Origin of the sequence: Paraburkholderia sp. (assembly GCF_049581445.1) — a bacterium.
Classification (GTDB): domain Bacteria; phylum Pseudomonadota; class Gammaproteobacteria; order Burkholderiales; family Burkholderiaceae; genus Paraburkholderia.
Genome location: NZ_JBAURZ010000225.1, coordinates 52380 through 65487, shown reverse-complemented (window position 1 = coordinate 65487; position 13108 = coordinate 52380). Strand labels below are relative to the sequence as shown.

At 61.6% G+C, this 13108-nt stretch carries 14 protein-coding genes; 5 read left to right on the top strand and 9 right to left on the bottom strand.

Going from position 1 to position 13108, the window contains the following annotated elements:
• Nucleotides 1–138: 138 nt before the first annotated feature.
• The 9 genes from WCA85_RS19550 to WCA85_RS19510 form a co-directional block, all read right to left on the bottom strand.
• Entirely contained in the window at nt 139–732 is a 594-nt protein-coding gene (locus tag WCA85_RS19550) for a malonic semialdehyde reductase (RefSeq protein WP_424066526.1), read from the bottom strand.
• Nucleotides 733–786: 54 nt separating this feature from the next.
• The gene (locus WCA85_RS19545; RefSeq protein WP_424066525.1) at nt 787–1680 is read right to left on the bottom strand and encodes an NAD(P)-dependent oxidoreductase; all 894 of its coding nucleotides are present in this window, start codon (nt 1678–1680) and stop codon (nt 787–789) included.
• 97 nt (nt 1681–1777) lie between these two features.
• The gene (locus tag WCA85_RS19540; RefSeq protein ID WP_424066524.1) at nt 1778–2755 is read right to left on the bottom strand and encodes an ABC transporter permease; all 978 of its coding nucleotides are present in this window, start codon (nt 2753–2755) and stop codon (nt 1778–1780) included.
• Between the two features lie 123 nt (nt 2756–2878).
• Nucleotides 2879–3841 carry an ABC transporter permease gene (locus WCA85_RS19535; RefSeq protein WP_424066523.1) on the bottom strand — a complete coding sequence of 321 codons (963 nt, stop codon included), beginning with the start codon at nt 3839–3841 and terminating at the stop codon, nt 2879–2881.
• Nucleotides 3831–5456 (bottom strand): sugar ABC transporter ATP-binding protein, encoded by a 1626-nt coding sequence (locus tag WCA85_RS19530; protein ID WP_424066522.1) that lies wholly within the window; start codon nt 5454–5456, stop codon nt 3831–3833. The genes WCA85_RS19535 and WCA85_RS19530 overlap by 11 nt, the downstream gene beginning before the upstream one ends.
• A 46-nt stretch (nt 5457–5502) precedes the next feature.
• Nucleotides 5503–6399, bottom strand: coding sequence for an NAD(P)-dependent oxidoreductase (locus WCA85_RS19525; RefSeq protein ID WP_424066521.1), 897 nt, complete (start codon nt 6397–6399; stop codon nt 5503–5505).
• A 42-nt stretch (nt 6400–6441) separates the two neighbouring features.
• The gene (locus WCA85_RS19520) at nt 6442–7800 is read right to left on the bottom strand and encodes an amidohydrolase family protein (RefSeq protein WP_424066520.1); all 1359 of its coding nucleotides are present in this window, start codon (nt 7798–7800) and stop codon (nt 6442–6444) included.
• A 44-nt stretch (nt 7801–7844) separates the two neighbouring features.
• Nucleotides 7845–8171, bottom strand: a complete 327-nt coding sequence (locus WCA85_RS19515; protein WP_424066519.1) for a Dabb family protein — start codon at nt 8169–8171, stop codon at nt 7845–7847.
• A 106-nt stretch (nt 8172–8277) separates the two neighbouring features.
• Complete coding sequence (locus WCA85_RS19510; RefSeq protein WP_424066518.1) at nt 8278–9162, bottom strand: intradiol ring-cleavage dioxygenase; 885 nt, start codon at nt 9160–9162, stop codon at nt 8278–8280.
• A gap of 136 nt (nt 9163–9298) precedes the next feature.
• Here WCA85_RS19510 and WCA85_RS19505 point away from each other — a divergent pair, with 136 nt between their 5' ends.
• The 5 genes from WCA85_RS19505 to WCA85_RS19485 all read left to right on the top strand — a co-directional run bounded on the left by WCA85_RS19505 (nt 9299) and on the right by WCA85_RS19485 (nt 13095).
• The gene (locus WCA85_RS19505) at nt 9299–10222 is read left to right on the top strand and encodes a LysR family transcriptional regulator (protein WP_424066517.1); all 924 of its coding nucleotides are present in this window, start codon (nt 9299–9301) and stop codon (nt 10220–10222) included.
• 18 nt (nt 10223–10240) lie between these two features.
• Nucleotides 10241–10495 (top strand): histidine kinase dimerization/phospho-acceptor domain-containing protein, encoded by a 255-nt coding sequence (locus WCA85_RS19500; RefSeq protein WP_424066516.1) that lies wholly within the window; start codon nt 10241–10243, stop codon nt 10493–10495.
• A gap of 300 nt (nt 10496–10795) precedes the next feature.
• Nucleotides 10796–11569, top strand: a complete 774-nt coding sequence (locus tag WCA85_RS19495) for an ABC transporter substrate-binding protein (RefSeq protein ID WP_424066515.1) — start codon at nt 10796–10798, stop codon at nt 11567–11569.
• A 126-nt stretch (nt 11570–11695) separates the two neighbouring features.
• Entirely contained in the window at nt 11696–12385 is a 690-nt protein-coding gene (locus tag WCA85_RS19490) for an ABC transporter permease (protein ID WP_424066514.1), read from the top strand.
• Complete coding sequence (locus WCA85_RS19485; RefSeq protein WP_424066513.1) at nt 12382–13095, top strand: ABC transporter permease; 714 nt, start codon at nt 12382–12384, stop codon at nt 13093–13095. Before WCA85_RS19490 ends, WCA85_RS19485 begins: the two co-directional genes overlap by 4 nt.
• Nucleotides 13096–13108: the final 13 nt, after the last annotated feature.

Here is a 13108-nt window from a genome sequence, read left to right as displayed (position 1 = left end):
GTTCAGACCGAGGCGCTCCGCCTCGGCAGGCAGCGCCGCGCTCGTGCCGCGGCCGAACACGACTCGGGCCGGGACCATCTGATAGATAAACGAATCCAGCATGACCGGGTGACCTCAATGTTTGACGTAGAGTCGCCGTTACAGCAACGTGCAGGCCTCGTCGAACGAAAGACGCGGCAGCCGCCCAAGCACCTTGTCGGAATCGCCGTAGCCCAGATTGCAAAGGAAATTGACCTTGACGTCGCCGTCCGGAAAGAAAGCGTCGTTGACTTTTTGCGCGTCGAAACCCGACATCGGCCCGCAGTCGAGTCCAAGCGCACGCGCGGCGACAATCAGGTAGGCGCCCTGCAGGCTGCCGTTACGAAACGCCGTGCTTTCGATCAGATCGGACTTGCCCTCGAAGATCCCGCTCGCATCGGCACGATGCGGAAACAGCACAGGCAAGCGGTCATGAAAGCGACGGTCGTAAGCGACGATCGCGCACACCGGGGCGGCGCGCGTCTTGTCGACATTGCCTGGCGCCAGCGCGGGCAGCAGGCGCGCCTTCGCCTCGGGCGTGCGCAGAAAGACCAGGCGCGCCGGGGACGTATTCATGCTCGTCGGGCCATGTTTCATCAAGTCATAGAGCGCGTGCAATTGCTCATCGGTCACTGGCTTGTCTAGCCAGTCGTTTTGAGTCCGGGCACGGAAAAAAAGCGTATCGAGTGCGTCTGCTGATAGTGTCTTCGACATGTTCATTATTCCCTTTCGCGGCGTTCGGCCCGCGTACCGCTGGACTGCGCCGAATTAGCGCGTCGCAGGTTGTGTGGAATCGGGCCGCACGCCCGCGGCCGTCTCGAGCCATGGAACGATCGCTGTCAGTCCCTGCTGCGCGAGGCCGTGGTGCATGGCACCGAGATACATCTGATGCGCCTGACCCGTCAGCATCAACACGGTGCCCGTCGCCTTGCCATGCGCGAGCGCCGCACCGAGGCGTTCAGTCATCTGTTTGCAACCGGGCAGCGAATGGAAATCGCGCTGCGCGACCTGTGGCGTGTGCGACTGGATTACTGGCGAGCCGATCGCACTGGTCTGCATGACATCGAGCATCTCGCGCCAGTCAAGGCCGACGGCTTCGCCGAATACCAGCGCTTCCGCCCACATCGCCATTGACACACCCGTCATCACGTCGAGTACGCGCGTCATCGCGCGCGCCTCGTCACCGTCACCGAGATAAATGACCTTTCCCGCCAACGCATGGAGCAGCACCTCCGCGCGCTGCCGGGCTTCGCGTGGCCCGCTGACCATCGCGGTATAGACGCGCTCGCCAGCCTGCCCCGGCCCCAACGTCAGCGGCGCGCGCAGATAGGCGACGTTCGCGCGCTGTGCTGCGGCGTCAATCTCGCGCGACAGCGGCTCGCTCACGGGACTGATATCAACCAGCAGGAGTCCTGCGTGGACTGCGTTCAGTACTCCATCCGTTCCCAGCAAAAGCGCTCGCAGTTCGTCGTCGTCCGCGCAGGCGGTAATCACCACGTCGGCTTCTGAGTCGAACGCCGCATCGGGCGACATTTCCACGCGTACATCGCGTTCACGTAGTTCGCGCGTCAGCGTGTCCTTTAATCCTTCAGTGTCGGTGTTGCCATTTCCCAGCCACACCACTCGCCGCAAATCATGCGCCATCATCGCTCCTCGATTCATCCCGATGTTCTCCAGTGTCGACCAGCGTTCGCGTTTTAGCGCGTTACTCTGGTCCCACGCGGAACGCCCACTCCACTGCCATGTAAAGCTGCACACGCTAGGCGCGCGCTTCCTGTCGCCGACGGCTTAGCGAGTCCACCAGCACCGCGACGATGATGATTGCGCCCGTCACGAACGGTTGCCAGTTCGCGTCGATGTTGAGCAGGTTCAGGCCGTTCAACACGAGCGTCAGCAACAGCGCACCGATCAGCGTGCCGTACGGCGTGCCGATGCCGCCGAAGAGAGAAGTTCCGCCGATTAGTACCGCGGCAATGGCCGGCAGCGTCAGTGGCTCGCCGATGTCGCCTTCCGCCGAGTTCAGCCGGGCGAGAAAGACAAGACTGCCGAGGCCGGCCATCAAGCCGCTTAGCGTGTACACCAGCACCAGCCTGCTTTTCACGGGCACACCGGAAAAACGCGCGGCAACCGGGTTCGAGCCAATCGCGTAGACCTGCTGACCATAAATGGTCCGCCCGGCGAACAACGCCGCGAGCGCGAGAAACACCAGCATCAGATAGACCGGCACCGGAATCGAAAACAGATAACCGCTGCCCAGTTGACGGAACCCATGCGGGAAGCCGTAGATCGTGTTGCCGGCCATGAAGTAATAGGTATAGCCGTTGATCAGCCACATCATTCCGTAGGTCGCGATGAACGATGGCATCCGCAGGACGGCCACCAGGCCGCCATTCACGAGCCCCACCAGCGTGCCGCTCGCTAACGCCACAGCCGCGCCGGCGAGCGGTGACCCCGTGGCCTTGATTACGGTGCCGGCGAGGCACGCTGACAATGCGACGTTCGCACCGATCGACAGGTCGATGCCAGCCGTCAGCACGACCAGCGTAAGGCCCGATGCCATCAGGAACAGCAGGCTGGCCTGGCGCAGCACGTTAAGCAGATTGCCCGGGGTGAGAAACGCATCGCTTGCGAACGACAGCGCCACGGCGACGATCAACACGGCCGCGAGCCGCGACGCGAGCTTCGAGAAGTTTTCGCCCGGCTTGAGCAGGCCGGAAAATGAGGTAAGCGAGTTCATGATGCCTCCCGGTGGGCCGCCCCGAGGGAGGCAACCGCCCCCTTGGGGGGCAGCGAACAGTTGTGAGCGTGGGGGTAGTTCATCTTGCCTCCCGCGGTAAGCAATAGTCAGCGCGGTGGTAGTTCATCGTGTCTTCCATCCTTCGACGAAGAGAGCAAGCAGCACCAGCACACCGATGCACGACACCTGCACCGACGACGGCACGCCGACCAGATCGAGACCATTGCGCAGCATGCCAATCGTGAGCACGCCCAGTAGCGTGCCGGGAAGACCGCCCTTGCCTTTCTCGAACGACGTGCCACCGACGATCACCGCAGCAATCGCGTCGAACTCGAGTCCGAGCGAGGCGGTTGGATGCGCCGTACTCATGCGGGCCGTCAGCAGCACCGCGGCGATGCCGAACATTGCCCCCGCAAACGTATAGATACCGATCTGCCAGGCACGCGCGGAGACGCCCGCAAATCGCAACGACTCGGGATTGCCGCCGATCGCTCGCGCATAGATGCCGACGCGGCTGCGATACATGAGAACGTGATTCAACGCATAAGCGAGCACCGCAACGATTAGCGGAGCGGGCACGCCAAGCACCGCGCCGTTGTAGAGGACGGGGATTGCCGTACCGATCCCGGTAATGCTCTGGCCGCCGCTCAGCAGCAGTGCGATACCCTGGGCCATCCCCATCGTGCCGAGTGTGACGACGAATGGCGGCAGCCTGAGCCACGCAATCAGCGAACCGTTGACAAGACCGAACAGCGCGCCGGTGCCGATGGCGACCACGATGCCAAGCCATGTGTGCGCGCCTGCCTGCATCACACAACCGAGCGCGACACTCGAAGCCGCCGCCACCGCGCCAGCCGACACGTCGATACCTTCGGTCAGGATGACGAAGGTCATCGGCAGCGCAATCAGCAAAAGAATCGAAGACTGCGAACCGATATTGACGAGATTCGCCACATCAACAAACTGGCGATTCAGCGCCGTGAACCCTACCAGCATCGCCACCATCATCCAGGCGACACCCGGCACGCGGGCAGGCACTGCCATCCAGTTGTGCGGCGCGTCCATAACCTGTGCATTACGCATCATGCATCCCCAAGGCGAGAAGGTTTTCTTCCGACAACTGATCGCGGTTCAGGTGACCGGCCACTGTGCCCTCGCGCATCACATACGCGCGATCGCACACATGCACGATCTCCGGCAGTTCGGAACTGATCAGCAGCACCGCCGCACCCTCTTCGACCAGCTTGCTGATCAGCGCGAAGATTTCGGCCTTTGCGCCGACGTCAATGCCGCGTGTCGGTTCGTCGAAAATCAGGAGACGAGCCTCAGTGGCCAGCCATTTTCCGATCACAATTTTCTGTTGGTTGCCGCCGCTTAGAAATGCCGTACGGCGTCCGACGGTCGGCGTCGCGATGCGCAATTCGGCAATCATGTCGCGGGCCAACTGACGCGCCTCACGCGGACGGAACCAGCCACCGGGGAACAGCTTCCCAAGCCCCGACAACATCAGGTTGTCGCCGACCGAGCGCGTGACCGCGAGGCCCTCGTGCTTACGGCTCTCTGGAATCAGCGCCATGCCGAGCTTGACCGACTCGTGGGGTTCGCCGCGCCGCCGCTTGCCGAACACGTCGACTTCGCCAGCGCTAACCGGGTCGATGCCGAAGGCCGCGCGCGCCACTTCCGAGCGCCCCGAACCCACCAACCCCGCGAGTCCGACGATCTCGCCCGCACGCACTTCCAGGTTGACGTCGTGGATGCCGTTCGGCGAATGGACGCCGCGCATGACCAGCGCAGGCTGGCCCGGCGTGTCGCAAAAGCGGCGCGCGTAGGTCAGGTCGACATCCCGGCCCACCATCATGCGAACAAGTTCAGCTGGCGTGGTGTCGGCTGGGCGAGTCGCGCCGACCATACGGCCGTCGCGCAGCACCGTGATGCGTTCACCAAGTGCAAACACTTCGCTCATCCGGTGCGAGATGTAGACGATCGCGACGCCATCCTGTTTCAGCATGCGGATGACGCGGAACAGGTTCTCCGTTTCGCGCTCCGAAAGCGGCGCGGTGGGCTCGTCCATCACCAGAATGCGGGCACGCTGCGACAGCGCCTTGGCAATTTCGACCATCTGCTGCTGCGCAACGCCCAGCCGTTCGACCGGTGTATGGGTGTCGCAATCGAACCCAAGCAGGTCCAGTACCTTCTTCGCTTCGATGTGCGCGCGTGCGTTATCAATGGTTCCCGGCAACCGCCCCGGATACTCGCGGCCAATGAAGATGTTCTGCGCGATGTCGAGGTGCGGCACCAGTGAGAACTCCTGATAAATCACCGCCACACCAAGCGCCTGCGCGTCTTTCGGGGACTGGATCTGCACCGGCTGACCGAGATGCATGAAGGTGCCCTCGTCGGCGCGATAGACGCCGCTCATGACTTTCATCAGCGTCGACTTGCCGGCGCCGTTTTCGCCGAGCAGCATATGCACTTCACCCGCACGGACCGCGAAGCTCACGCCGTCGAGCGCACGCACGCCAGGAAACTGCTTGGCGATGCCGCGCAGTTCGAGCAGCGGCTCGCCGTCGCGCGCGGCGCGGGCGGAATTTGTACCCGTGTCCGCGGACGGGTTCACTGGGGCGTCGTCAGGGCGCGTGCCGCCGCTGCCGAACGGCAGCGCGCTGCGCAACGACGCAAGACGTCCTGAATGTGCGTTCATGTCGCCTCCGTGCGGAGCAGCGAACGAGAGTGCGCAATGGAAGCGTTCATACCACCCCCGACAGCGCTTCGACGTGATGCACCAGCGCGATGTAGTCGTCTTCGCCGCCGCCAGTCGAGATCAATCCTTGAAACAGGCCGCGCACCGCCGACGTGAGAGGCAGCGGTACGTGGCTCGCCGCCGCGCAATCGAGAATCAGGTCGACGTCTTTGGTCTGCGTGATCGCTGACATCGTCGAGCTGAAGTCGCGCTCTTTTAGCGGCGGCACCTTGTACAGGACCATCGGTGAGGCGACATGACTCGACGCGAGGACTTCCAGCATCTGCGACCAGTCGAGTCCGCTCTTGCGGCCAAGCGTCAACGCCTCGCCGATCATGCCCGACGAGACCGAAATCATCAGATTGACCGCAAGCTTCATCAGACGCGCCTCTTCGGCCTCGCCCAGATAGAACGCGCGACGTCCGATCGCATTGATCAACGGCAGCACTACGTCGTATGCCTCGCGTGGCCCTGAAGCCATCACGGTGAGCGCGGCCGCCGCCGCGACGACACCGTTCCCCGACACCGTCGTGCGCAGATAGCGCACGCCATGTTCGCGCGCAGCCTCGGCAACCTCAGCCGACACGGCCGGTGACACGGTACTCGTGTCCATGTAGATCGTGCCGGCACCTGCATTCGCAACGACGCCGCCGTCACCGAGCGCGACGCTGCGAAGGATCGCGTCATTCGGCAAGGACGTGAACACCACGTCCGCCTCGCGGGCCACCTGCGCCACCGACTCCGCGCGCACCGCGCCGCGAGAGACGATCTCGCCCAGCCGGTCCTTGGCGCGGTCAAATGCAATGACCGGGTAGCCCGCTTTGAGCAGATTCGTGCCCATTGGCAGTCCCATGTTGCCGATACCAATGAATCCGACCCGCGTGGCCGGCTTCGCTTCATTCATGACGTGGCTCCTGAAATGACAAAAGACGAAAGCGCTCGTGCGTCAATGCGCGGCAAGCAGGTTGTTCAGCCCGTTAGCGATGCGCCGCCCCGATGCGTCGAGCTCCTCCAGACGGCGCGCGAGCGACGCGTACAGCAGCTTGCCGTGCCGCTTCCTGAACTCGCCGTCCACGATTACCGTATCGATGTTTGCGGGGCTGCCCTGCATGATTGCGGCCGCCACGGGGTCATGCAGCGGGCGCATGTTCAAGGTATCGGCGCGCACCAGGATCACATCGGCCTGCTTGCCTGGCGTGAGCGACCCGATACGATCGGCGAGCCCGAGCGCCTCGGCGCCGCGTAGCGTGATCCAGGCGAGCGCGTCGTTGCACGACATCGTCGACGTCGGCGGCAGCTGGCCTTTTGTCTGACGCGACGCAGCATTGTCGAGCGCACGTTGCGAAGCCAGCGCCATGCGCGCGACCGTGAACATGTCGCCGGCAATTGCGGATTCCAGATCGACCCCAAGCGAGGGCGCATGACCCGCATCCCGCAGGCGCCCGGTGATGGGATGCCCATGGCCTTGCAGCATTTCAGTTTCCGGCGCGATCGAGAACGTGACGCCGCAATCAAGCATCAGTTGCAGTTGCGCGTCCGTGAGGTTGTTGCCGTGCACAACGTTGGTATGCGCGTCGAGCAATCCTTCTGCCGCGAGGCGTTCCCAGCCGTCGGGCGTTTTGGCGTCGAGACCCGCGCAATGCATGCTTGCAACGAGGCCATACTCGTGCGCGAGCCGGAAGTCGTGCACGGAGACTTCATAGGTCGAGTAGTGAGGCCCGAGGATCGCCATGCCCAGTGTGACCAGCGCATCGCGATTCGTGAGACGGTGCTTCAGCAGCCGTTCAATCTCGGCGCGCGGATGCGGAATTTCGCTGAAATGCTTTTGACCGGGCTTCGGATCGGGTTTCGGTGAGCCATGCAGGAATACCCCACGTATCCCTGCTTCGATCAGCCCGTCGATCGCGCGGTCAGTATGGGTCGGCGTCGGATTGTTATGGCACCAGTCGCCGAGCGTCGTGGTGCCGCAGTCGAGCTGGTTCAGTGCGCCGGCCAGTGTGCCGATAAACAGATCGTCCGGCGTAAACAGCGCAGCGAGGCCCGCGTGCACGCTACGGAAGTATTGCGGCAGCGTCCAGTTCGACGCGAGGCCGCGCAACGCGGTCTGCCATGTGTGCAAATGGGCGTTAACAAGGCCCGGCAGCACGATGCAGCCGCGCGCGTCGACCGCTTCCGCATCGTCCACATCGAGGCCGCGCGCGACGTCTCCAATGCGGCTGCCGTCGATCAGTACGTCCAGTTCGCCTGAGCCGATACGCGCGTCCATCGAGACGACGTATCCGCCCTTGATCAGCTTGCGTGTCATCTATTGTCTCCTCCAGCAGGCGGCCGGCTATGTCCGGCTCGCGTTCAAGCCACGGCACGCATCGAAACCGGCGCGCTCTGGTAATCCACCTGGTAGCGCCCAATCCGCAGATCACCCAGTTCCGCCTTCACGCGCAGATGTTCGGCGTGGACCGCATAAGCCAACAGCGACTCGTGCGAGTCGAATTCCGAATAAAGCACGACGTCGCACGCGTAATCGACATGGCTCGTGTCCACGCCGATTTCCATGTGCAGCAGTCCGGGAATCTTGCCGACCAGTCCTTCGAATGCCGCCTTGAGACGGCGAACAGACGTTGCTTTCTCGTCGGGTGTGTTGCCCTTCAGGTTCCACATCACGATGTGCTTGATCATGAGTTCACTCTGTCTCTATCGATGGGCGTGTTGCTAGGCCAGCGTCTGCCGACCCGGCTGAAGTGTGCTGCTCGCCACTGCGCAAGGGCGCGAGAACTCGCGGAAGCTACGCTCGACGGTTACCCGCGCCGTCCGCGCGGTTGAGAACAAAAGTAAAGTCGAGCGTGCTAAACGGTGTGTCGATCTGGGTGCCGTCCGGCGCGTTGCCCGTCTCATGGCGCTGCCAGTTCGCAATCAGCGATGAACGCACGCCGAAGACCGCGTCGGAGTCCAGGTATTCGTCGCCCGAACGGAACACGTGGGTGATCAGGCGTTCGTAGCCTGGTGCGTCGATCATGAAGTGCAGATGCGCCGGCCGCCACGGGTGGCGCCCGAGTGCCTTCAGCATTCGACCCACCGGGCCGTCGTGCGGAATTGGATAGGACTCCGCGGTGATCGAGCGGAAGTGGAACGTGCCGTCGGCGAGACTCTTCAGCGCGCCGCGCCCCTGGCTTTGCGTCGCGTCTTCGTACTGCACGTCGTAGAAGCCGTCCGAGTCCGCCTGCCAAACCTCGATATGTGCGTTCGGCACCGGTTCGCCAGCCAGCCCCGTGACGCGCCCTGTTACGAAACAGGGCTCGCCCTTGGCGCCGTTCGCCACGTCGTCGCCATTCTCGTACTCCGGCGCGTTCTCCACGAAGAACGGCCCGAATACCGTCGACTCGGTACAGCCGACAGGCTTACGGTTGTTGAGCGCGGTGACCAGCATCGACAGGCCAAGCGTGTCTGAAAGCAGAATGAACTCCTGCCGCTTGTCGTCGGTGATGTGCCCAACATCGGTCAGAAACTGGATGCCCGCAAACCATTCCTCCTCGGTCAGCTCGACGTCGCGGGCAAACGCGTGAAGATGCTGGACGACGCTGGTCATGATCTGCTTGAGACGCGGATTTCGGGCCTCTGCGTGGCGCGCCAGGACGATCTGGGTAATCGTGTCTTCATCAACGTTTCGCATGCTGTCTCCAATTCATGTGTGCTTTGGTACAAAATATAGTCTGCCGCCAGCCGGGGAAAAAGCTCTGCTGCGGGAAACACAATCCCGTGTTGCGGGAAACCGCAACCAGTTGCATGGGAACGGACAGGAGACGCCTTTGGACAAGTGGGTGGAGGTGCAGCTTTTCATCGAAACTGCGGAGCGCGGCAGCATTTCGAGAGCGGCTGAGGTGCTGGGTCTGTCGACGTCCGCCGCAGGCCGGCACCTGGCCAATCTCGAGCAACGGCTCGGCGCACGTCTGGTCGAGCGCAACACACGGCGTCTGTACCTGACCGAGGTTGGCGACGAGTTCTATCGACGCTGCCGCAATATCGCCTCCGAAATGCAGGAAGCTGAGGCTCAGGTGAATTCGGCCCTGCTAAGTCCGTCCGGGACACTGCGGATCACGGGATCGGTCTCGTTCTGCTCGCAGATCATCGCGCCGCTTCTGCCCGAGTTCACCGCACGGCACCCAAAGCTGGATGTCGCCATCACTGCCGCCAACCGCTACTTCGACCTGATCGAGAGTGGCATTGATCTCGCCATCCGCACCCGCGAACATGAAAGCGATTCGGGCCTGGTGATCCGTCGCCTCGCCGAAACACGGCGTATTCTGGCCGCGTCGCCCGAATATCTTGAGCGCCACGGCGTGCCGAGAACGCTAGAAGACCTGGCCGGCCACCAGTTTCTGATCTATACGCTCGCGAACAATCCGCATGAGCTGACGTTCTCGCAGGGCGCTGAAACGCATACCGTCAAGATCACCGGACTGCTCGAGTCGAACGAAGGACAGGTGATCTGTAATGCAGGTTTGAACGGCCTCGGAATCGTCATCCAGCCGGTGTACATCGTTCACGACGACGTAGTGGCTGGGCGCCTCGTACCGGTTATCGACGATTGGGATCTGCCAAGGTTGAAGGTGAACATTGCGTATCCGAACCGCAAATATGTGCCCTCCAAAGTGCGCGCGTTCATTGACTTTCTCGTCGAACACTTCGACGCCATGGAATATGAGCGCCGGTGGACGCAACGGTGGCCATAAGCGAACGCGTTGGCTCCTGTGTCGGCTTCGGAATTCCTCGCAACAGTGGCTCATGAACTGCGCAATCCCCTGGCGCCAATCCAGGTTGCCGTTCGCCTGTTTTTGATGAAGGAGTTTTCCGACCAGCAGGTCATCTGGTCACGCGGTGTGCTGGAACGCCAGGTCCCGCTGATGGCCCGGCTCGTCGATGACCTGATGGACGTCTCACGAATCGCAGAAGGCAAGCCCACGTGCAAAAAATTTATTTTGTATAGACAACTAAGACACGTGTAGGCACTTTCGGTTCTGTATATACAAGATCGTCCTGAGTCGCGTTTTTTGGACTCGTTTCGTTTCGTTGGCAATTTGAAATGCCCTCGTAATGCACTTGTCCATGCCAGCTTCGGCGGGAGAAAACCCTAGTTGTGTGGGGGATATCGATCGAATATCTTGTATGTACAAGTTGGCGGAAGCGGATCATTACCTACTTGCGACGCCTTATATGTCTATACAACTCTGAATATTGTCCAGCCACTGCGGAACGCCCGGTCTCCTGCAGTGCCTGGTATCACGACGCAAATTTCTGGAGATCTCATGAAGAAGCTCGCTCTGTGTATGGCACTCGCAATCATGGCCACCGGTGCCCACGCAAAAGACTGGTCGACGATCCGCTTCGGCGTCGATGCCAGCTATCCCCCGTTTGAATCGAAAGGCGCCGACGGCAAACTGGCCGGGTTCGATATCGACCTCGGCAATGAAATCTGCAAGCGCCTCGCTGCCAGGTGCGTGTGGGTCGAAAACGACTTCGACGGCATGATCCCTGCCCTGAAGGCCAAGAAGTTCGACGGCGTGCTGTCGTCTATGTCAATGACGCCGCAACGTGCTGAACAGATCGCCTTCTCGTCGAAACTGTTCAACACGCCGACGCGACTCGTCGCGAAGACCGGCTCGAACATCCAGCCGAGCGCGGATTCGCTCAAGGGCAAGGCGGTCGGCGTCGAACAGGGCACCATCCAGGAAACCTACGCGAAGACCTATTGGGAGCCGAAGGGCATCAAGGTTGTGCCGTATCAGAACCAGGACCAGGTCTACACCGACCTGCTGTCGGGTCGCCTGGACGCTTCGCTGCAAGACGCTGTCGAAGCTGACATCGGCTTCCTGAAGACGCCGCGTGGCACAGGCTTCGAGTTCGCCGGAAAGGACATCGACGATCCGAAGACACTCGGAAACGGCGCCGGCATTGGTCTGCGCAAAGATGATGCCGACCTGAAGGCGAAGCTCGACCACGCCATCGCCGACATCATCAAGGACGGCACCTACGAGAAGATCGAGAAAAAGTACTTCACCTTCGACGTGTACGGCGGCTAGGCACGCTTCGTCAAGTCCTCCGTAACGTGCCGGAGCGCGGAGTCATCCGTTGCGCCCGCACGGGTTCAACGGCACTGAACGCGTGGGCTGCACCATCAGGCGCTCTGCAATCAAGGATCCGAATATATGTTCCTTCACGGGTACGGCCCGCTCCTCCTCGCGGGCACCTGGGCAACGATCAAGCTGGCGGTGCTGTCGCTCGGCGCATCTTTCCTGCTGGGTCTTGGCGGTGCCGCGGCGAAACTGTCGCCGAACCGCGTACTCTCGCGCCTCGGCACGCTCTACACGACGCTGATTCGCGCGGTGCCTGATCTCGTGCTGATGCTGCTGCTGTTCTATGGCATCCAGATCCTGCTCAACAATCTGACCGACGCCATCGGTGTCGATCAGATCGACATCGACCCGTTCGTTGCGGGTGTGATCACGCTCGGCTTCATCTACGGCGCGTACTTTACCGAGACGTTCCGGGGCGCTTTTCTCGCTGTTCCCCGCGGGCAGTTGGAGGCCGGTTACGCATACGGCATGAGTTCGTGGCGTGTGTTCAGCCGGATCATGTTTCCGCAAATGATGCGCTTTGCGTTACCGGGTATCGGCAACAACTGGCAGGTGCTGGTCAAGGCGACGGCGCTTGTCTCGATCATCGGCCTCGCCGACGTCGTCAAGGCCACGCAGGATGCCGGCAAAAGTACGCTGCAATTTTTCTTTTTCACCATCACCGCCGCCGTGATCTATCTGGCCATTACGACCGTGTCGAACCTGGCATTGCTCTGGCTGGAAAAGCACTACTCGACCGGCGTTCGGAGGGTCGCATTGTGATCGACATCATCAGACAATACTGGCTGAACTTCCTGTTTACCGACGGATACCGGTACACCGGTCTCGTCATCACGTTGTGGCTGCTGGTCTTCTCGATCGGGATCGGCTTCTGCGTTGCCGTTCCGCTGGCAGTGGCCCGCTCGTCGAGCAATCGTTTCATCTCCGGACCGGTCTGGCTCTTTACGTACGTCTTCCGCGGCACGCCGCTTTATGTGCAGCTGCTGATTGTCTATACGGGAATTTACAGTCTTCAGATTGTGCACTCACACGCGCTGCTCGACTCGTTTTTCCGCAGCGCGATGAACTGCACGCTGCTCGCTTTCGCGTTGAACGAATGCGCCTATGTCACCGAGATATTTGCAGGCACGATCAAGGCGACACCCTATGGCGAAATCGAGGCCGCCCAAGCTTACGGGATGTCGAAGTTCAAGCTCTACACACGCATCATCCTGCCGTCCGCGTTGCGGCGCGCGCTGCCCAATTACAGCAACGAAGTCATCCTGATGCTGCATGCGACGACGCTCGCATTCACGGCCACCGTACCTGACATCCTGAAGATCACGCGCGACGTCAACTCCGCAACCTACGCATCTTTCCAGGCATACAGCATCGCCGCCGTGCTGTACGCCTGCATCGTCTTTACGCTGATTTGGGCATTTCGCCGGCTGGAAACACGCATGCTGGCCTTTTTGAAGCCGCAAGGGCATTGAACCTGGCTGCCCG

Bases quoted from the DNA above. Each gene is read 5' to 3' on its own strand.
- WCA85_RS19550 (WP_424066526.1), bottom strand. From the start codon at position 732: ATGTCGAAGACACTATCAGCAGACGCACTCGATACGCTTTTTTTCCGT.
- WCA85_RS19545 (WP_424066525.1), bottom strand. From the start codon at position 1,680: ATGAATCGAGGAGCGATGATGGCGCATGATTTGCGGCGAGTGGTGTGG.
- WCA85_RS19540 (WP_424066524.1), bottom strand. From the start codon at position 2,755: ATGAACTCGCTTACCTCATTTTCCGGCCTGCTCAAGCCGGGCGAAAAC.
- WCA85_RS19535 (WP_424066523.1), bottom strand. From the start codon at position 3,841: ATGATGCGTAATGCACAGGTTATGGACGCGCCGCACAACTGGATGGCA.
- WCA85_RS19530 (WP_424066522.1), bottom strand. From the start codon at position 5,456: ATGAACGCACATTCAGGACGTCTTGCGTCGTTGCGCAGCGCGCTGCCG.
- WCA85_RS19525 (WP_424066521.1), bottom strand. From the start codon at position 6,399: ATGAATGAAGCGAAGCCGGCCACGCGGGTCGGATTCATTGGTATCGGC.
- WCA85_RS19520 (WP_424066520.1), bottom strand. From the start codon at position 7,800: ATGACACGCAAGCTGATCAAGGGCGGATACGTCGTCTCGATGGACGCG.
- WCA85_RS19515 (WP_424066519.1), bottom strand. From the start codon at position 8,171: ATGATCAAGCACATCGTGATGTGGAACCTGAAGGGCAACACACCCGAC.
- WCA85_RS19510 (WP_424066518.1), bottom strand. From the start codon at position 9,162: ATGCGAAACGTTGATGAAGACACGATTACCCAGATCGTCCTGGCGCGC.
- WCA85_RS19495 (WP_424066515.1), top strand. From the start codon at position 10,796: ATGAAGAAGCTCGCTCTGTGTATGGCACTCGCAATCATGGCCACCGGT.
- WCA85_RS19490 (WP_424066514.1), top strand. From the start codon at position 11,696: ATGTTCCTTCACGGGTACGGCCCGCTCCTCCTCGCGGGCACCTGGGCA.